Source organism: Mesorhizobium sp. NPDC059025, assembly GCF_042739655.1.
GTDB lineage: Bacteria > Pseudomonadota > Alphaproteobacteria > Rhizobiales > Rhizobiaceae > Mesorhizobium.
In genome coordinates this window covers 793,514-811,703 of record NZ_JBHYIM010000001.1, presented here as the reverse complement: position 1 = coordinate 811,703, position 18,190 = coordinate 793,514, and the positions used below count along the sequence as shown (strand labels likewise).

Sequence of the window (18,190 nt, the reverse complement as noted above, 5' to 3'; positions counted from 1 at the left end):
GTGGCCGACCGGCTCCGCCTCACCATTCTCGGCTGCGGTTCGTCGCCTGGCGTCCCGCGCCTGAATGGTGACTGGGGCAATTGTGATCCTGCCGATCCCAGGAACCGCCGCATGCGCGCCGCGGCCCTGGTCGAGCGTATCAAGGCCAATGGCGCCAGGACCACGGTCGCCATCGATACCGGACCGGATTTTCGCGCTCAGATGCTGCTGGCGTCCGTCAAGCATATCGATGGCGTGGTCTATACGCATGCGCATGCTGATCATATCCATGGCATCGACGACCTGCGCACTTTTGTGATCGGCCGGGATCGCCTGATGGATATCCATGCCGATGGACCAACGATGGAACGGCTGAAACAGGGCTTCGGCTATTGTTTCGAGACGCCGCCCGGAAGCTCTTATCCGCCGATCTTGCAGCCGCATCTGATCGAGCATCATCGGCCATTCATGGTGGAAGGAGAGGGGGGCGCCCTCACCTTCGAACCATTGCCGCAGGTGCATGGCGACATCGTCTCGCTGGCCTTCCGCCTCGGCCAACTGGCTTATTGTCCGGACGTGTCCGACTTTCCGGTGCCGACGGCCGCCCGCCTCAAGGATCTCGACGTCCTGATCATCGATGCTCTGCAATACAGAACGCATCCGAGCCATTTCTCGCTCAGCGAAGCGTTGTCGTGGATCGAACGGCTCGCGCCGAAACGAGCCGTGCTGACGCATATGCATGTCCCGTTGGACTACACGGCCGTGCAAGCTGAAACGCCGGACAATGTCGATCCGGCCTTCGACGGAATGATCATCGAAATCCCATATCCATGAATGGAGCGATCCAGTGGAACTGCTTGATATTCCGGTGAAACGTGCCGACGGACTTGAGACCACGCTGAGCGATTACAGCGGCAAGGTCATTCTCGTGGTCAATGTCGCTTCGAAGTGCGGGCTGACCCGGCAGTATGAAGGCCTGGAGAAACTCTATCGGGAAAATCGCGACGCGGGCCTGGTCATAGCGGCGTTTCCAGCCAATGATTTCAAGGGCCAGGAACCTGGATCCGATGCTGAGATCGTCGCGTTCTGCACCAGCACTTACGATCGCTGTACAGGCAACTGATTGCATCATCTCCCGAGACGATAGGCGATGGGCCGATGCGTGAGATGCTGCAGGCCCGAGGCATCCCAGTTGGTGGGAACGGCGAGATCCTCTGGAACTTCGAGAAGTTTCTTCTTGGCCGTGACGGCAAGATCGCGGCGCGCTTTGCTCCGGATGTGACGCCGGACGATCCACGGCTTGTTGCGGCGATAGCGAAAGAGCTTGCACGAACCGCCTGACTGGCGCCCCTTGCTCAACGCGCCAGTTCCATAATCTATCTTATGCGACTTTCATATGGGGCTCCGAACGATGTGTCGCTTGCCTCTGCGTATCAGTCACGCCATGACAGGATCAGCAAAAGGATGGGCGTGCCGACCAGAACACCGGCAATGGCAAACAACGGCCCGTAGATCAGCGCGCTCAGAGGAATGATGGAAACACAATCTCCGATGCCAACGTTCAGGCAATTGTGCGTACCACCCTCGAAAATGCCGTAGACGGGCAGAAAAAGTCCCGCGACGATCAGGCTGCAGAAAAGTGCCAATACGGCTGATAGGATCAGCTTTCCGAGGGTCTTCATGCTGCCGGAATAGACTGACTTGTTGGGTCAAGTCACCTGTCACCTAAAAAACGTCGGCCGACTTAAATTGACAGAAGATGGCGGTAGAGAGTTGTTCCCGTTGAATTTTTCAGGATTCTCATACCCTCGTTTCTCGACCCTGTGGGCCTATCTTTTATGCGTTTTCGCATTCACTGCAGAGGTTGCTTACGCGGAAGAGATTTGGGAAAATCTGGCATCCGGTACGGCCAACGTTTCCGGCATCGGAACTGTCCGGTACACGATCGGATACAGCAGCGCCGGCTACGATCACTTTCGTTCTGAGATTACGGCGACCTGGCACGACCGCGGCGATCGAACACAGACGATCTACGATGGTATCTATGACAAGCCGCCGGCCAAGGTCTGGGGCGCTCAGAGCGGTCTATGCGTTTCGATGGAAGCCTGCACGCGATACGAGGACGCCTGTAGCACACAGACAATTGGCTATCGATATGACGTCGCGGCTAAATCCTTCGCCGAAGCCGGCGACGAAGGATGTCATCGATAACTCACCCCGCCATCAGCCCCGCCTGCCCGCGACGCCAATAAGCGGTGGCGATGGTCTGGTCGCGGCCGAGCCCCATCTGATCGCGCCAGGTGCTGCGAACGAGCTTGGCGGCTTCCGCCTCCGCCGCGAACCAGCCAAAGGCAGTGCCCTGCCCGGGCCATCGCGCCGACAAAATCTGCTCAGCCAGGCGCCCGTCCGTTCCCGCCGCCCTGCCGTCCCGCTCCAGCCAGTGCAGTTCGATCTGGGTGACGTTGTTGATCTGTTGCCTTTCGTTTCTGTCGGCGATTTCGACGAAGGCGATGCCCCTGGTCTGCGGCGGCAACGTCTCCAGCAACCGGCCAATCGCCGGCAATCCCGTTTCATCCGCTCCGAGCACGTACCAATCGGCCGGCCGCACGGGGCGCCCGACAGGCCCCATGATGCCGACCTTGTGACCTGCCCTCGCCCGGATGGCCCATGCCGAGCCGACGCTTTCCCCGTCATGGATCAGGAAGTCGACATCGATGTGCCCGGCCTGCAGATCAAGCGCGCGGATCGTGTAGACGCGAGCCGTCGGTCGTCGGTCGTCCGAGGGCCACACCGGCAATCCGTTGGCGCCGAGGCTCGGCCAAACCGGATCCGGAACGCTTGCCGTCGGAAACAGAATGCGAATGTGCATGCCCTGGAACTTGCCAAAACGGACGAGATCCTCACCCGCGAGCCGAATGCGTCGCATATGCGGAGTCAGATCGGCAACGTGGATGACCGTCATTTCACGGAACTGTGCAGGCCGTGTGTCTCCGGCAAGGTCGCCGATCCAGACGACCTCGGGTTCGTCCTCCTTGGCATAGATCTCCACAGCGGTGGCGAGAATATCCTTGATGCGCGCAAGTCCATCGCGATCGCCAGCACCGGCGCGCAAGACCAGCACATCGGGTTTCATCTCAAATGCCGCTTCGCCAAAGGCGAAGCGGAAGTCGAGCCTTTCGTCATTCCGGAACATTCTGGCGTCGAAACTCATCACCCTGTCGGTGATGAGATGGAGATATCGCTCAAGGTTCGGCAGTTGCAGGCGCGCTTCGCAGTTCAGGACGTTCATCATCTCCCCTCCTCAGCCGCCGATGCGGCCGGTCAGTGCAATCTTGAAGGTCCTTCCCTTCCCTTGCTCGGTCGCAGCCGTGGTCGACCATGAACTTTGCGGTCCGTGTACGACGTGTTGAAGACATTATCGACGCCGAAATCCAGCCGGGTGTGGTCGTTGATCTGCCAATTCGCAAAAGCGTTCACCAGGTTGAAGCCGGGGTCGACGACCGATGGATCCTTCGGCCTTGACCTGCTGGTCCGGGTGATCTCGCCGATGCTGAGGAATTGCGCGCCGAAGGTCAGCTTGTCCTCAAGGGCACGGAAGCCGATGGTTGCCGCGAAGCGGTCGAGTGGCGTGTTGTTCAGGGTCTGGCCGGCATAGACACCGTCGACGATCTTGGCGTCGATCAGCGCGCCGGAAAGATTTATGAAGCCAACGCCATAGTCATAGACCATCTCGGCTTCGACACCCTTGAGACGCGCATTGCCGATGTTGATGGCGGTTCTGAGTGTCTTGGTCAGATCGACGTCGATGTAGTCCTCGACATCGGTGTGAAACAGATTGACCTTGCCGCGAACCAGATCGCCGGCCATCAGCACGTCGTTGTATTTGAGATTGACGCCGGCCTCCCAGCTCCTTGCGGTTTCCGGCTGCAGCAACAGATTAGGTATGTAGCTGTCACCGGAACCATGCGCGCCACCGCCGCGATAGACGTCCTGCAGTCCCGGTGCCCTATAGCCTTCGGCATAGGTTCCGTAGAACTGGAACCCCTCTACCGGAGTGATGCCAACGGTCACGCGCGGCGACCAGCGGTCGCCGGAGACCGACGCGTCAACTGGTGGCTTGGTTCTGGTTTGTCCGTCGAGCGTATAGCCATCGTAGCGCAGCGCGGTGATGACCTGCAGCCAGTTGTTGTAGTCTCCTTGCCACTGCACGAAACCACCGTAACCCTGCTGCTTGCCGGCGCCGAAATGCGCGGCATCAGAATCCCCTGTCAGGTAGTAGTAGTCCACGCCATAGGTGACGGTGTGAGCGAACTCGAACGCCTCGAAACGCGAGGAGTTCTTGAGATTGAACCCGGTCGTTGCGACGTCGTAGTAGCGCGACTGGCCGATTGCCGATTTCGGCCAGACCTGCGCCTGATCTGCCTTGGTCCGGTTGTGATAGAGATTGGCGCTGAAGTCGATCAGCCGGTTGTCCTCGGGCCGGAACGTATAGGCTGCCGTATAGGTCTGGTTCACCGTGTCGGCATCGTAGCGGCTCAGCGTCGGCGACGTTGAGCCGCTCGAACCGGTGATGAAATCATTGTAGTTCTGCAGGATCAGGCCAAGCTTGAGCTCATGGCCGTCTGCCGGGCGCAGGGTGGTCTTGAAGTAGCCGCTTGTCACCTTTTCGCCGGTCCAGGGGACCTCGCTGCCGTCGCCGTCCTTGTAGGCATGGCGATTTCTGTAGACGAGGTTGCCGATGACGTCGGCATCCTCGCTGAACCGGTACGCACCGGTCGTGCTGGTCGTGAAGCCCCTGCCATTGCTTTCATAGCCGAGCTTCTCGCTAAGCGCCCACCGCTCCTCCGCGATGAGGAAATCGCTTGCATCCTTTGTATCGAAGGAAACCACGCCGCCGATGCCCCCAGAGCCGTAAGCATTGGAGCTTGGTCCACGAATGACGGTCGCCTCCTTGATCAGCTCCGGTTCCACATAGAACGAGCCGGAGCCGTGGCCGACACGCCAGTAATCCTGTCTGGCACCGTCAAGGGTCACAACGACCCGGCCATACTGCTCCAGGCCGCGAATGTTGATTGCCGTAGCCGGATCGTCCCCGTTCATCGACGCGGCAACGCCGGGCGTGGCCCGGAATATATCCGCGGCGGTGTCGGGCTGTATGCGCTCGAGTTCCGTGCTGTCGACGGCGCTGATTGCCGCCAACGCGTCGACGACGGCCCCTTTCACCATGGTGGCGGTGATGGTGATGCGATCGAGCATCGTCGATTGCTGCGCTTCCGTGGGATTGAGCTTCTTGGTCTTGGCTGCCCTGGCTGTCGGCTGAGCATCCTGGGCGTTGGCGGGCAAAGCCATCACGGTACAACACAGGATTGGAAGTGCCGTTCCCGCCAGCCACGTCGTCTTGTTTGTCAGTCTCATTCGGATCGAGCCCCCGCTCATGAAATGCATGGCTGGCGGTACCCGATGGGCGCGGCTGGCAGTTTTGAATGCGCTGCCGCTCGGCGACAGCAGCGGTTAGATATTTAAACTTGATGACATTAGTCAACTTTATTCGTATAGGCTTCAAACAGAAAATGAACCCCTGCCAAATCGAGGACTGACGCCATGGCCACAGGCCTGTATCCGGGTAACGTCGTGGGTTTTTGGTGGACCAGATGCCTCGCAACCCTGGCAATCTCTTTCCTGATGGCATTTTCCTCCTGCTCGAATGCGGAAGCGGCTGAAGTGGTCGATGCGCGCGGGCGCCAGGTCGAAACAGGCCCAGCAAAGCGGATTCTCACACTTGGGTCCGACATCACGGAGATCGTCTATGCGCTCGACTCCGGAGATCGCATCGTCGCTGTCGACAGAGGCAGCAAATATCCGCAAGCCGCTGCCGACAAACCGAATGTCGGCTACAGGCGCAAGCTCTCCGTCGAAGGCGTAGCAGCCCTCGATCCGGATCTGATCATCGCAGCGGAAGACATCGGGCCAGCGGAAGCCGTCGACGTGTTGTCGTCCCTGACGATCCCTATCGTTTATGTTCCGGAGGATAACTCCCGCGACGGAATCCTGCGCAAGATCGAGCTTGTCGCCGCAGCGCTCGATCTGAAGCAACCGGGCGCGAACCTGTCTCATCAGGTGATCGAGACATTCGACGTCGCTGCGAAGCTTACCTCCAGCATCCCGACGGAAAAACGCAGGAAGGTGGTGTTTTTCCACGGCCTCGTACGCCTGACCGCTGCAGGTTCCGGTACCGCTGCCGATGCCATCATCCGCTATGCCGGCGGCGTCAATCCAATGGCGGAAGTCGTTGGCTATAAGGCCGCGTCGGAGGAGAAACTGATCGAGCTCGCGCCCGACGTCATCCTGATGATGGGCGACGGCAAAGGCGGACCGACAGCGAGCGAAGTGTTTGCCGTCCCGGCACTGGCCGCAACCCCTGCCGCGAAGACCAAGGCGCTTCTCGTGCTCGATGGCGCCTACATGATTGGTTTCGGCCCACGCACCGCTGATGCCATACGCGACCTGGCCAAGGCCTTGTACCCGGATATCGCCGTCGGGAACTGACAAATACCCTGCCGGCAGTCGGGTTCGAAGGTCGCGAGTGCTGGCTAGATACACTACGACAGCGTTGCGAATTCCGACGCCTGTCTCAGGTGTTGCCGCAGCAGTGCCTCGGCCCATTCCATCTCGCCAGCATCTATGGCGTCGAGTATAGCGAGGTGCTCCCGGCAGGACTGCTCGATCCGCTCGGACGGAAGCTCGTCGAAACCGGCCGATTCCTGCATGCGGCGCAGATTGTTCTGCTGGCGGACCGCATCGGCCAGGAAGCGGTTGCCCGAGCAGATCGCCAGCCCCTGGTGAAACGACGCGTTGATGCGAAACCACTCGTCGCCGCTGATGCTGCCAGGATCGCTCAGCACGCGCTCATGCGCCCGCCGCACCGGCATCAGCACCTGCGGGTCGGCATGGAAACCCGGTGAACGCAAAGCTGCGCATTCCACAGCAGCACGGAACTCATAGCTCTCGCGGTAGGCATCCTCGCCGACCAGCGAATCCGCGAAACGCCAGCCGTGCCCTGGCAAACGCTGCACCAGGCCCTCGGCCGCGAAACGCAGCAGGAGCTTGCGGATGATGCCGCGCGAAACGCCGTAACGCGGTATCAGTTCGGCTTCCGACACCTCCTGCGGCAGATCTCCAAGCGCACGCTCGCGCATCATACGTCGGTAGAGTTCCTCGAGCGGGGAACTGGGCAGCACCTCCGCCGTGTCGAGACCAGTCACGTCGAGCGCGACCTGTAATCCACGGGTTTCCAATGGCGCCAGGATACCTTTGGAGACCAGGAGTTCCAGAGCGCCGCTGATCGGCGAGCGGGAGACACCAAAGGTGCGTGCGAGATCCGGCACGGAGACACGGGTTCCAACGCCCCAGCCGGAATCGCGGATGCGATCGAGGATGCGCCGCGCCAGATCGATCTGCAGCGGGCTTGCGGCCTCGCCACGGTCGCTCTCCTCATCATGTCGATCCATGCGCCCTCCTGATTGGCTTGCAGCATTATAGTCAGGTCACGAGACATTACGAAGAGGGTGATTTGTCAAAAATAGTGCTTTTCATGTAATCAAAATGCATTATGATCGACAATCATTGCTTTCGAGGTAGCCGCATGACAGTCGTTCCACCCTTCCCACTCATCGACGTCAGCGGAACTCCGTCCGAGCGCGGGAAAGCCTATGGCGAGCAGGCCCGGGCGCGCATCGGCCTGTCGATTTCGCTCTATGCTTCGCAGTTGGAGAAGTTTGGCTTTGCACGCGAAGAGATCAGCCGGTTCTCCGGGATCTTCCTCCCTCGTCTGCGGGAATGGGCCCCCGATCTCGTGGAAGAGATGGAGGGCATCGCCGCCGGCGCCAATGTCGACCTGACATCGATCCTCATGGTCAACGCCCGCACGGAAGTGCTGCAGTTGGCGCGGCGCGAAAAAGGCATAACCGACGACGAGCCGGATGGCTGCACCGGTGCTGTGATCCTGCCTGACGCAACACGCGACGGCAGGTTGATCCACGGCCAGAACTGGGACTGGCGGGCAGAATGCGCCGAAACATCCATCGTGCTGCGCATCAAGCGCGACGACGGCCCGGATCTGATCACCTTCACTGAAGCCGGTGGCCTGGCCCGCAGTGGCTTCAATGCGGCCGGCATCGGCATTACCGCCAACTATCTGGAATCGGATCGCGATTACCGCGAAATCGGAATTCCCCTGCCTTTCATCAGGCGCCGGGCATTGGAAGCCGCACACTTCGCGGACGCCGTGCGCGTCGTGGCGATCACGCCGAAGTCCGGCTCCAACAACATGATCCTGTCCACTGCGGAAGGTTTTGCCGTCGACCTCGAATGCGCTCCTGACGAAGCCTTCTCCATCTATCCCGACAGAGATCTCATCGTGCATGCCAACCACTGGCAGAGTCCGGTTGCATTGTCCAAGCTCAGGGAAACCGGGCTTAAAGACGTTCCAGACAGCTTCTACCGGGACTATCGCGTAAAGCGCCGGCTGTTGAGGAGCCAGGGCAGCATTACCGTGGCCGATCTCAAGGAGGCTCTCTTCGATGAGTTCGCATGGCCGCTCAGCGTCTGCCGACCGCCGATCAGGAAGGAAGGCGGCAACATCTCCGCGACGGTCGCGATGATCATCTTCGAACCGGCTGCCGGCGTCATGGAGATCGCGCCGCTGCCGGCCGAATGCCGCGACTTCACCCGCTACGATCTCGCCATGGATGAAGCCGTGCTTGCCCGCGTCGAACGCAGCGGGGCCGGCCACCGTGAAACCGTTGCCCGCGCAGTGGGAGAAAGATGACCCGCTTTATCCTCACCCGTATCGCCAGCGCGATACCAACGTTGATCCTGGTATCGATCGCTGTCTTTGGCCTGCTCCGCTTCATCCCCGGAGACCCTGCCGCCTTGATGCTTGGAGACCTCGCCAAGCCTGGCCAGGTTGAAGCCATGCGTGTCCAGATGGGTTTGGACAAGCCAGTCGTTGCTCAATATCTGATCTGGATCGGCAATGTGCTGACCGGCGACTTCGGCAGGTCGATCAGCACTGGACAGGACGTTCTGCCGCTCATGCTGAACGCCTTTTCCGTTTCAGCCACCATCGTGCTTGTCGGCGTCTTCATCGCTGCCTTGATCGCCGTTCCAGCAGGCATGCTGGCGGCTTGGCGCCAGAACAGCCTGGGCGATGTCGGCGTCATCGCGGTCGCAACCATTCTCCTGTCGATCCCGAGTTTCTGGCTCGGCCTCATGCTGCTGCTTGCCTTCGGCCTCCACCTCGGTTGGTTGCCGGTGATCGGTTATGTTCCTTTCAGCCAGGGTTTCTGGCCGGCGCTTGTCTACATCGTCCTGCCGGTGACGACGCTTGTGTTGAGCGAGGCTGGGCCGATCGCTCGCATGGCGCGCGCCAGCACCATAGAGGTGGCGCGACTGGAATACATCACCCACGCGCGCGCCAAGGGACTTTCCGAGTCGGCAGTCATGTGGCGCCATGCCTTCAAGAATGCCTTCGCACCGACCCTGACGCTGATAGGCTTCGTGCTCGGCAGCCTGCTCGGCGGCATAGCCGTCATCGAAACGGTGTTCACCTTGCCAGGCCTTGGGCGCCTGCTGGTCGATGCCATCTATGCCCGCGACTATCCGGTGGTTCAGGGCACGATGCTGTTCGTTGCCGCGATCTACGTCGTCGTCAATCTGGTCGTCGACCTGCTTTATCCCCTCCTCGACCCAAGGGTTGCAGCATGATCGCGTTGGCCCTTGGACAATCCCGTTTGAAGTTCAACGCCGTCTTCGGCATCACGGTGACCACTCTTCTTCTGGTTGGGGCCATAGCCGGGCCATGGCTGGTCGGCTACGATCCACTGAAACTCGACCTGCCATCGCGGCTTGCAGGTCCTTCGGCGCGACACCTGCTTGGCGCCGATGAATTCGGCCGTGATGTCCTGAGCCGGCTGGTGTATGGGGCCCGCACCAGCGCCTGGATCGCCTTCGCGACAGTGCTTTTCGCACTGGTCACCGGAACGGTATTCGGCGTCGCGGCCGGCTTCCTGCGCGGTTGGACCGACCGCATCCTGATGATGATCAACGATGCCTTTCTCGCCTTCCCCGGCCTGCTGCTCGCGCTCGGCATCATGGCCGTGATCGGGGCGAGCCGAGACGGCATCGTGCTCGCGCTGGGGCTTGCCTACATGCCGATCGTCGTACGCGTCGTGCGCGCGGCCGTCCTGTCCATCCGCGAGCGCGAATATGTCGAAGCCTCGCGTGTCATGGGCAACAGCGAATTCATCACCATGGCTCGCCACGTGCTCCCCAATTGCGTGGCGCCGATCATCGTGCTGGCGACGACGATGTTCGGCTGGGTGATCCTTTCGGAAAGCGCGCTCTCCTTCCTCGGCCTCGGCGTTCCGCCGCCTGCGCCGAGCTGGGGCAGCATGCTGTCGACCGCCCGCCCCTATATCGGCCAGGCGCCGCACCTCATCGTGCTGCCGGGGCTTTGCATCTCGATCACGCTGCTCGGCATCAACATGCTGGGTGATGCGGTTCGCGACTGGCTCGATCCCAAGCTCTGAGGTCACGACGATGGACGGCACCAGCTTTGTGAGACATCCGATGCTTTCGGTACGCGACCTGACCATCACCATAGGCCAAGACGGCAAGCGGATCGTCGATGCGCTGAATTTCGACCTGGCTTCCGGCGACATGATCGCCATCGTCGGGGAATCCGGTTCCGGCAAGACGATGGCGGCTCGTTCCATCCTCGGCCTGTTGCCACAACCCCTGGTAACGGCTGCGGAGAGCCGTGTCCTGTTCAAGGACAACGACATCACCCGCATCGAACCGAGAACCCTGCGCAAGATACGCGGCGCGGAGATCGGAATGGTTTTCCAGGAGCCGATGGTCTCGCTCAATCCGGCAATCACCATCGGTGAGCAGATGGCCGAAGGCCTGCGATTGCATCACAAGCTCGGCAAGGCCGAAATCCGTGATCGATCGCTGGCAATGCTGGAGCGCATCCGGATCAAGGAACCGGCAAAGTGCCTGGCCGCCTATCCGCACGAATTCTCCGGCGGCATGCGCCAGCGCATCATGCTGGCCTCTGTCATGCTTTTGAAGCCACGACTGCTTATCGCCGACGAGCCAACCACGGCGCTGGACACGCTGGTGCAGCGCGACGTTCTGGACCTGATGGTGGAGCTCACCCAGGCCAACGGCACCGCGGTCCTCCTGATCAGCCACGACCTCGGCATGGTTTCCCACTACATCCCCAACGTCATCGTGATGAGCGAAGGCAAGGCGATCGAAAGCGGTCCGAGCTCGGAAGTGCTGCACGCACCGAAGCACGATTACACGCGCCGCCTGCTTGACGCGCTGCCGCGGCGCAGTGCCGGCGGCATGCGTGGCGGCAGTCGTGGCAAACCGGTGGTAGAGGTCAGCAACGTCGTCATCGACTATCCCGGTCGCAACCGGCTCTTTTCCAGGACCGAAGCCAAGCGCGCCGTGCACGGTGTCGATCTCACAGTCCGAAGCGGTGAGACGCTGGCGCTGGTCGGCGCGTCCGGATCCGGGAAGACCACGCTCGGTCGCGCCATTGTCGGCCTGGTCAGGCCGACATCGGGTCAGATCGCCTTTCTCGGCGCCGAAGGGCGTGAGCAGGCGAATCGCCAGGAGCGGCATCGCGAGATGCAGATCGTCTTCCAGGATCCCTACTCCTCACTCGATCCGCGCCAGCGAATTGCCGATATCATCGCGGAGCCATTGAAACTCGCCAGATCGATGAATGCCGCCGAGCGCGAGAAACGGGTCGAAGAGGTGTTTTCAGAGGTTGGACTGTCGCCGGATTTCGGTCGCCGCTTTCCGCACCAGTTGTCGGGAGGCCAGCGCCAGCGTGTGGCGATTGCCCGCGCCATTGTCGGACGCCCTGCTTTCGTTGTCGCTGACGAACCGGTTTCGGCGCTCGACATGACCGTGCAGAAGCAGATCCTGCTGCTGATCCGCGAATTGCAGGCCCGGCACAACTTCGCCTGCCTGTTCGTTTCGCACGATCTCGGTGCGGTCGAGCAGGTTGCCGACCGTATCGCGGTCATGCAGGATGGACGCATCGTCGAGATCGGCGAGCGCGACGATGTCATCGACCGGCCGCGACATCCTTACACCCGCCAGCTGCTGGAGGCGGCGATGCTGATCGACCGCCGTTTCGCCGAGAACGATCCAACCAGACAAGTGATGGCGCTCTGACACCCGACTTTCAAACCGGCAACGGCTGCAGCCTCGACGCAACCAGCCACCACTCGCCGGCTGGTTGCGTCGAGCGGCCTTGTCACACAGCGATCTCGCGCCAGCTTTCATGGCTTGGCGGACCGGCACAGACGGAAAGCTCGACGTCTTCGCCGAACGAATAGACCACCGAGCCGATCGTCATCGGAGCGGTCAATGCCGCACTTTGCGGCGTTATCGAGACGATGCCGCCAGTCCGCCGTGCCGCAAGACTTGCCTTTACGGCGGCCACGTCGGGCAAGATGGCGATATCCGTTCGCAGGCTTTGCAGCCGGCCGCGGGAATCCTCGCTGCCTTCCATGCGTGCGGTCGCATCACGCCCATCCCTGCTGACCAACGGATGGTTGGTGTGCGGCGAACAGCCATTCGAAAACGACACCGGGACAACCCCGCCCGCCGAACATTCGAAGGTGCGTGCCTCGCTGCGGTCACCCAACTGGTAGTTCTGGCCGGAGGCGTGCGGCACCTGGCCCAAAAACTCCGCGGCAGACGCGACCGTACCCTGTGCAAGCGCGCCCCGCATCACAAACGCCACCGGCAGGCCGCGTGGATTGACGGCGAGCTGGCTCAGCGTGTTGACGCAGATGCCGAGCCCTCGGCCGGAAACACCCATCAGTCCGATCATTCCCGCGGAGGTGAAAACGAGGCTTTTCTGGCCTGCATCCTCGATCTTCAGCAGCGCCTGGGCGCCATCATGCCAGCGTGGCAGGTCCATTGTCTGAGCGACCAGCGTGGGCCTGCCATCGGCAGGCGCCACCGCCAGGCTGCTGCAGTGAGCGGCATTCGAACGGCCCCACCACCATTCTTCATCCATCAACTGCAGCGCATAGGCGGTTTCTTCGGGCAATCCAGCGCCTTCGCCGATGCCGACAACTTCATCGGCAAGATCTGGCGCATGGGCCATGATCGCTCCACGGAAATCCGTCGCCTCCAGGAACCGCGGCAGGAACAATGAAGCCGGCACTCCATAGGCTTCACCGATCGCCCCCCGCCAGCGTTCGACCTTGGCAAGGATCGCGCTGCGCAGCGCCTCGCCATGCGCCTGGCCGCGTCGTCGCGCATCCCCGGCACAATCGACAATTGGCAGACTTTCCGTGCGCATGATCTTCCTCCTTTGCCCGTATTCCGGACCTGCTCCTTGAAACGGGATCGGGGGCAAAGAGCCCCCGATCTGATCGTCTGATGTCGGGACAACCTATTCTGACTTCCACACGCCCCAGGTGCGCGTGTTCTCGGCCGGCCAGGCGGCATAGCCCTTCACCTTCGGCGAGACAGCCTCCACCGACGGTTCGAAATAGAGGCCAAGCATCGGTACCTCTTCGGCCATCAGGGCATGCAGCTGTTTGAACACGGCCTTGCGTTCGTCGAACTTATCCGTGGCCACCGATTTGAGGTAAAGATCCCAGGCCTTCGGGCTGTCCCACTGCGCGGTCGGGTCGGTCTTCTTGTCACCCATGATCGTGCTGTACATCAGCGACGGGTCGAAGCGGGCGGAATAGCCGAACGATTGCAGCTGGAACTTGCCGGCGAGATAGTTGTCGAGCTGGGTCGCCCAGTCGAGCACTTCCAGTTCCGCATTGAACCCGACAGCCGTCAGCATGGCTTGCAGCAGAACCGAGTTCTCGTACATGCCCTGGTAACGCGTGTTGGTCTGGATCTTCAGCTTTTCGCCCTTGTAGCCAGCCTCCGCGGCCAGCGCCTTGGCCTTTTCGGGATCGTATTGCGGCCACAGCGATGCAAAGCTGTCGTCGAAGAAGGCACTCGCCGGCGCCACCGCCGAAGGATCGGCCTGGGCCAGGCCATTCGTGCGGGCCGTAGCGATCTGCGAAATGTCCACCGCATGCGCCATTGCCTGCCGCATCTTCGGATTGGACAGCAACGGATCCGTGGTCTGCATCAGGATCGCTGTCCACGACAATCCTGGCGACGAAACCACGTTCATGCCGTGAGACTTGGCTTCATCGAGCCGTGTCGTTTCGAAATTGGGCAGGATGTCGATTTCGCCGGCAAAAAGCGCGGTCTCGGCAGCGGATGTATCAGGAATGACCGTGAAGCGAACGTGATCGACATAGGCCTCGCGGCTGCCGGCAAAGCCGCTTGGCTTTTCGGCGATCGGTTTGTAGCCGTCAAAGCGATCCAGTGCGATATATTGTGCCTTGACCCATTCCTTCAGCTTGAACGGTCCGCTGCCAATGGCGGAACCATCGATCCATTTGCCGTCGGCACCGACATTCTTCGGGCTGGCGACCCAGACATTGGCCTGAACGCCGGCCAGCAACGGCAGAAAGAGCGCGTTGGGCGCATTCAGCTTGAAGGTGACCGTACGCTCGTCGATCGCCTCGACGGATTCGACCTTGAGACCCTGGGTGCCATCGAAGCTGGTGACGAACAGCCATTCGTTGGCCGGGTCCATCCGGCGCTCCCAATTCCATTTCACGTCGGCGGCGATGACCTTGTCGCCATTGTGGTAGACGGCCCCCTCACGCAGCGTGAAGGTATAGGCCTTGCCGTCCTCGGACACTTTCCAGCTTTCGGCCAGCACCGGCCCGATCGACAGGTCGGTGCGATAGCCGACGAGGGTTTCGAAGATCTGATGCATAACCGTATCGGTGTTGGCATCACGCTGGATGCCGTTGGTGGCGCGAATATCGGCATTCAGGCGGACGTTGAGCGTTCCACCCTTCCTTGGCGCCTCCTCTGCCATCGCAGGCAAGGCAACGCTGACCATCAGCGTGGCCGCCATCGCCTTGAGGACTTCCCGTCTTCCCATTAACAAAGCTGTTCCCATTCTTTTGTTCTCCAGCTGACGAATTGTGTTCGTTCCTAGCTGGACGCCGAAGTCTGCTTCAGCGTCCGGGCGAAGAATTCCTTGACCTTGGGCACGAGGTGCTCGTCGTCATGCGTGATGCCCGGCACGATGTCGTGCTGGACCGCGATGCCATGCTTCTCGAAGCTCGCCTTCAACGCGCGCATGCGATCATTTCGGGTGGCGCCGGCAAGGTCGGCTCCCGGCATCCACCAGGCGTCATCCTTGGTGATGGTGATCTCCCAGGTCTGCAGATCGTCTCCGCCGATCACCATCTGCACGGCGACCTTGCGCATCGCATCGAGGTTGATCTTCCTGCCGAAGACCTTCTCGAAATCGCGCACGCCGACCCAGAAATCATTGTCGAAGTCGAGCAGCGTCACCACGCCCGGGGCACCGATCGAGGCAGCAAGCAGCCGCTCCGGATGCAGGAACAGGAAGCGGTGGGTGAAATGCCCGCCGCCCGAGAAACCATACATCATCACGCGCTCGCCACGGATACGATAGCGCTCGCGCATCTCCTCGATCATGTCGAGCATGACCGCGTCGTAGTGCAGGTCGCCGTGGCGCAGCATCTTGTAGGATGAAAGGTCGCCCGGGAAACAGATGCTGGTCGGAAACAATGGCGCCAGCACGATGACGCCGTTGGCTTCGGCGAAATCAGCGAAAGCGTTGCGATAGGCCTCCATGCCGCGCTCGGTGCCGTGCACGATCACGGCAAGCGGATAGGTCTTGTCGCCATCCTCTTCATAGTCGTTCGGCACATAAGCGCAGTAGGCGAAGCGCTGGTCGTAACGCGAAGCGTAAACGGTCGTATGGCCGAAGTCGTAATAAGAGAGCTTCTTGCCATGCCCCTGGACGTTTCGCATATCACCCTCCGTCGAAACCCTTTTTGTTAATGATGACTATTTCATGATTTTGTTTAACTGAAAAGCATATTTATCGAGAATTTTGCGACCAATGTCGCACTTTGCATCCATCAACATCAGGACTCGGACCCGGACCAGGTTCCTCGAGCTGGCAAGATCATGTGCATGCCTTCGGCAAAAGCCGCCTGTCGCCACCACGGTGCTTGCGATACCTCGCGCCAGCAGCCATTATGTCCTTGAAATGATGCGAGCTTCGGCCGCCGACCGCTTGAGCGCAATCGACACGCATTGTGGCTTTCGCAATTTGAAACTGTAGCTAGATGCGTGGATTTCAGAAGCTGAAGTAGCGCACCGCCAATGGCCGAAAAGATGCAACTTGGACTGACTGCGGTCGACACCGCCCCCCTGCACGAAAAAGTCTATCTGGAAATCGTCCGCGCACTGATGTCGGGACAGTTTGCGCCTGGCCAGAAACTGACGTCGCGAAAGGTCGCCAAGGAGCTGGGGACCAGCGACATGCCGGTGCGCAGTGCCTTCATGCGCCTGCAGGCGCTGAGGGCACTGAGCCCCCTGCCCAACGGCAGCATGGAGGTGCCCGTCATCTCGGCCGAACGGTTTTCCCAGCTGACGGCGGTGCGCACCCTTCTGGAGGGATCGGCGACGGAACTTGCCGCGCAGCGCATAAACGGCAATGCTCTGCGCACGATACGCCGCAACTGTGCCGAGTTGACCGACGCAGCGCAGGCCGGCGTCATCAACGACTATCTGCGCAAGAACTTCAACTTCAAATTCTCGATCTATCGCCATTGCGGCAACGACCAGATGATCTTCCTGATCGAAACGGTGTGGATGCAGGTTGGTCCGTTCCTGCGCAACCTCACCACCGGTTTCGAGGACAATCTCGCCTCGATCCTCGACATCGACTACCACGACGAGGCCGTGGCGGCGATTGCGGAACACGATGGCGCACGCGCACGCGCCGCCATCGTCCGGGACATCAATGACGGCTATCAACATCTGCTGAGGCACGCCAGGTTCCCTGAAGCCGGCTAGCCTGCGCTCCTGGTGAAAGCCGAGACCTTCCTCAGCAGCTTGATCATCACCTGATCCATCGCTTCGTCGATCGGCTTGCTTTCCGCCGATTGCCTGACGATAACCGTTTCCGTCTTCGGATCGATCCACAACCATTGGCCATGAATGCCCATCGCCGCCAGCTCACCGGAGCCGGTCTCGTACCAGTAATTTCGATAGCTGCCCGTCGGCAGACAATCGGCCTGGTCGCCAGCTGCCCAGATTGCGCGATCGCCACCTTCCCAGAGACCTGCGACCCAATCCTCGGGAATCACGCCGCAACCACCCAGCCGCACCAGTTCGCCGACGCGGGCCAGATCACGTGCCGTCATTGAAATACCACCGGATGCTCGCGGATTGCCGGCGCGGTCCACGGTGATCTGCGCATCGGTATGCGCCCCCATCGGCTGCCACAGCAAACGGCCCAGGAGCTCGGCAAACCGCTCGCCCGCGGCCCGCTCGATCACCAGCGCAGCCATGTCGGTGTTGGGTGAGCGATAGACATGCCTGGTACCGTGCGGATGCGAGGCCTTGGGCAAGGTACACAGGAAACTCTTGAGGTCCGGCGTCGCCTCATCCCTGTGCTCGGGGTTCCAGAGCATGGCTCGCCTGTAGCGGTCGAAGGCACCGCTGCGGTCGAGGTAGATCTCATCGAAATCGAGGCTCACCTGCATGTTGAACAGGTCGCGCACGAGCACGTCCCCATAGGCGGAACCGATTGCTTCGGGAACATAGTCGCCGGCGACAGCGTCCAACGAAAGCTTGCCGTTTCCGACCAGCACGCCCGCGAGCAGGCCGGTGATCGACTTCGACACCGAGAACACAAGATGCGGCTTGGCAGCGTCGTTATGATCCGCGCACCATTCGGCGATGAACTTGCCACCTCGCATGATGACGAAGGCATCGGTGTGGTTCTTCACCAGGAATTCACGCAGGCTGCGTGTCTGCCCGTCGAGGTCGTTGACCTGGATATCAGCGAAATCACCCAGTTCGCACGCCGGACTTTCCTGCAACCGCGCACCTCGGACCGTCGCAGTTGGCACAAGCTCGGCAGCATTGTGAAACGCCCAGGAGGAATGCGGTCTGGTCCGCCAGTTCGCCAGGTCGATCTGTGCGCGGTCTGTTATGGCGTTTTGCATTTTCACTTCCGTATTGAACAAGAGAGATGGGG

16 protein-coding genes and 1 pseudogene are annotated in these 18,190 nt (G+C 60.8%); 9 read left to right on the top strand and 8 right to left on the bottom strand.

What is annotated here, in order from left to right; translation table 11 throughout:
• Positions 1–813: an MBL fold metallo-hydrolase gene (locus ACFWYE_RS03880; RefSeq protein ID WP_379109665.1), complete on the top strand. Its 813-nt coding sequence runs from the start codon at positions 1–3 to the stop codon at positions 811–813.
• A gap of 13 nt (positions 814–826) precedes the next feature.
• A pseudogene (locus ACFWYE_RS03875) lies at positions 827–1,320 on the top strand (glutathione peroxidase).
• 92 nt (positions 1,321–1,412) lie between these two features.
• On the opposite strand, the gene ACFWYE_RS03870 reads toward ACFWYE_RS03875, so the two are convergent.
• Entirely contained in the window at positions 1,413–1,661 is a 249-nt protein-coding gene (locus tag ACFWYE_RS03870; RefSeq protein WP_379109663.1) for a hypothetical protein, read from the bottom strand.
• Between the two features lie 22 nt (positions 1,662–1,683).
• Here ACFWYE_RS03870 and ACFWYE_RS03865 point away from each other — a divergent pair, with 22 nt between their 5' ends.
• Positions 1,684–2,190: a hypothetical protein gene (locus tag ACFWYE_RS03865; RefSeq protein WP_379109661.1), complete on the top strand. Its 507-nt coding sequence runs from the start codon at positions 1,684–1,686 to the stop codon at positions 2,188–2,190.
• 1 nt (position 2,191) lies between these two features.
• Here ACFWYE_RS03865 and ACFWYE_RS03860 read toward each other — a convergent pair whose 3' ends face one another.
• A complete protein-coding gene (locus ACFWYE_RS03860; protein WP_379109659.1) occupies positions 2,192–3,268 on the bottom strand; it encodes a DUF2218 domain-containing protein in 1,077 nt (358 codons plus the stop codon).
• Positions 3,269–3,300: 32 nt separating this feature from the next.
• Positions 3,301–5,394 (bottom strand): TonB-dependent hemoglobin/transferrin/lactoferrin family receptor, encoded by a 2,094-nt coding sequence (locus ACFWYE_RS03855; protein WP_379109657.1) that lies wholly within the window; start codon positions 5,392–5,394, stop codon positions 3,301–3,303.
• Positions 5,395–5,661: 267 nt separating this feature from the next.
• On the opposite strand from ACFWYE_RS03855, the gene ACFWYE_RS03850 reads away from it, so the two are divergent.
• On the top strand, positions 5,662–6,525 hold the full coding sequence (locus ACFWYE_RS03850) for a hemin ABC transporter substrate-binding protein (RefSeq protein ID WP_379109655.1): 864 nt from the start codon (positions 5,662–5,664) through the stop codon (positions 6,523–6,525).
• A 53-nt stretch (positions 6,526–6,578) separates the two neighbouring features.
• Here the strand turns inward: ACFWYE_RS03850 and ACFWYE_RS03845 are convergent, their stop codons facing one another.
• Positions 6,579–7,487: an FCD domain-containing protein gene (locus ACFWYE_RS03845; RefSeq protein ID WP_379109654.1), complete on the bottom strand. Its 909-nt coding sequence runs from the start codon at positions 7,485–7,487 to the stop codon at positions 6,579–6,581.
• A 134-nt stretch (positions 7,488–7,621) separates the two neighbouring features.
• On the opposite strand from ACFWYE_RS03845, the gene ACFWYE_RS03840 reads away from it, so the two are divergent.
• The 4 genes from ACFWYE_RS03840 to ACFWYE_RS03825 are packed head-to-tail and all read left to right on the top strand — an operon-like array spanning position 7,622 to position 12,234.
• Entirely contained in the window at positions 7,622–8,806 is a 1,185-nt protein-coding gene (locus ACFWYE_RS03840; protein WP_379071079.1) for a C45 family autoproteolytic acyltransferase/hydolase, read from the top strand.
• Positions 8,803–9,744 carry an ABC transporter permease gene (locus tag ACFWYE_RS03835; RefSeq protein ID WP_379109653.1) on the top strand — a complete coding sequence of 314 codons (942 nt, stop codon included), beginning with the start codon at positions 8,803–8,805 and terminating at the stop codon, positions 9,742–9,744. Before ACFWYE_RS03840 ends, ACFWYE_RS03835 begins: the two co-directional genes overlap by 4 nt.
• Complete coding sequence (locus tag ACFWYE_RS03830) at positions 9,741–10,568, top strand: ABC transporter permease (protein ID WP_379109651.1); 828 nt, start codon at positions 9,741–9,743, stop codon at positions 10,566–10,568. Before ACFWYE_RS03835 ends, ACFWYE_RS03830 begins: the two co-directional genes overlap by 4 nt.
• Before the next feature lie 40 nt (positions 10,569–10,608).
• Positions 10,609–12,234, top strand: coding sequence for a dipeptide ABC transporter ATP-binding protein (locus ACFWYE_RS03825; protein WP_379109649.1), 1,626 nt, complete (start codon positions 10,609–10,611; stop codon positions 12,232–12,234).
• An 82-nt stretch (positions 12,235–12,316) separates the two neighbouring features.
• Here ACFWYE_RS03825 and ACFWYE_RS03820 read toward each other — a convergent pair whose 3' ends face one another.
• The 3 genes from ACFWYE_RS03820 to ACFWYE_RS03810 all read right to left on the bottom strand — a co-directional run bounded on the left by ACFWYE_RS03820 (position 12,317) and on the right by ACFWYE_RS03810 (position 15,948).
• Positions 12,317–13,375, bottom strand: coding sequence for a C45 family autoproteolytic acyltransferase/hydolase (locus tag ACFWYE_RS03820; protein ID WP_379109647.1), 1,059 nt, complete (start codon positions 13,373–13,375; stop codon positions 12,317–12,319).
• 93 nt (positions 13,376–13,468) lie between these two features.
• Entirely contained in the window at positions 13,469–15,043 is a 1,575-nt protein-coding gene (locus ACFWYE_RS03815; RefSeq protein ID WP_379109645.1) for an ABC transporter substrate-binding protein, read from the bottom strand.
• Between the two features lie 53 nt (positions 15,044–15,096).
• Positions 15,097–15,948, bottom strand: a complete 852-nt coding sequence (locus tag ACFWYE_RS03810) for an alpha/beta hydrolase (RefSeq protein WP_379109643.1) — start codon at positions 15,946–15,948, stop codon at positions 15,097–15,099.
• 369 nt (positions 15,949–16,317) lie between these two features.
• Here ACFWYE_RS03810 and ACFWYE_RS03805 point away from each other — a divergent pair, with 369 nt between their 5' ends.
• Entirely contained in the window at positions 16,318–17,001 is a 684-nt protein-coding gene (locus tag ACFWYE_RS03805; RefSeq protein WP_379071058.1) for a GntR family transcriptional regulator, read from the top strand.
• Here the strand turns inward: ACFWYE_RS03805 and ACFWYE_RS03800 are convergent.
• Positions 16,998–18,158, bottom strand: a complete 1,161-nt coding sequence (locus tag ACFWYE_RS03800; RefSeq protein WP_379109642.1) for a serine hydrolase domain-containing protein — start codon at positions 18,156–18,158, stop codon at positions 16,998–17,000. The two genes, ACFWYE_RS03805 and ACFWYE_RS03800, sit on opposite strands and share 4 nt — an antisense overlap.
• Positions 18,159–18,190: the final 32 nt, after the last annotated feature.

Excerpts from the sequence above, each read along its gene's own strand:
- ACFWYE_RS03860 (WP_379109659.1), bottom strand. The coding sequence starts at position 3,268 with ATGAACGTCCTGAACTGCGAAGCGCGCCTGCAACTGCCGAACCTTGAG.
- ACFWYE_RS03855 (WP_379109657.1), bottom strand. The coding sequence starts at position 5,394 with ATGAGACTGACAAACAAGACGACGTGGCTGGCGGGAACGGCACTTCCA.
- ACFWYE_RS03835 (WP_379109653.1), top strand. The coding sequence starts at position 8,803 with ATGACCCGCTTTATCCTCACCCGTATCGCCAGCGCGATACCAACGTTG.
- ACFWYE_RS03820 (WP_379109647.1), bottom strand. The coding sequence starts at position 13,375 with ATGCGCACGGAAAGTCTGCCAATTGTCGATTGTGCCGGGGATGCGCGA.
- ACFWYE_RS03810 (WP_379109643.1), bottom strand. The coding sequence starts at position 15,948 with ATGCGAAACGTCCAGGGGCATGGCAAGAAGCTCTCTTATTACGACTTC.
- ACFWYE_RS03825 (WP_379109649.1), top strand. The coding sequence starts at position 10,609 with ATGCTTTCGGTACGCGACCTGACCATCACCATAGGCCAAGACGGCAAG.
- ACFWYE_RS03830 (WP_379109651.1), top strand. The coding sequence starts at position 9,741 with ATGATCGCGTTGGCCCTTGGACAATCCCGTTTGAAGTTCAACGCCGTC.
- ACFWYE_RS03805 (WP_379071058.1), top strand. The coding sequence starts at position 16,318 with ATGCAACTTGGACTGACTGCGGTCGACACCGCCCCCCTGCACGAAAAA.
- ACFWYE_RS03815 (WP_379109645.1), bottom strand. The coding sequence starts at position 15,043 with ATGGGAAGACGGGAAGTCCTCAAGGCGATGGCGGCCACGCTGATGGTC.
- ACFWYE_RS03870 (WP_379109663.1), bottom strand. The coding sequence starts at position 1,661 with ATGAAGACCCTCGGAAAGCTGATCCTATCAGCCGTATTGGCACTTTTC.
- ACFWYE_RS03840 (WP_379071079.1), top strand. The coding sequence starts at position 7,622 with ATGACAGTCGTTCCACCCTTCCCACTCATCGACGTCAGCGGAACTCCG.
- ACFWYE_RS03850 (WP_379109655.1), top strand. The coding sequence starts at position 5,662 with ATGGCATTTTCCTCCTGCTCGAATGCGGAAGCGGCTGAAGTGGTCGAT.
- ACFWYE_RS03800 (WP_379109642.1), bottom strand. The coding sequence starts at position 18,158 with ATGCAAAACGCCATAACAGACCGCGCACAGATCGACCTGGCGAACTGG.
- ACFWYE_RS03845 (WP_379109654.1), bottom strand. The coding sequence starts at position 7,487 with ATGGATCGACATGATGAGGAGAGCGACCGTGGCGAGGCCGCAAGCCCG.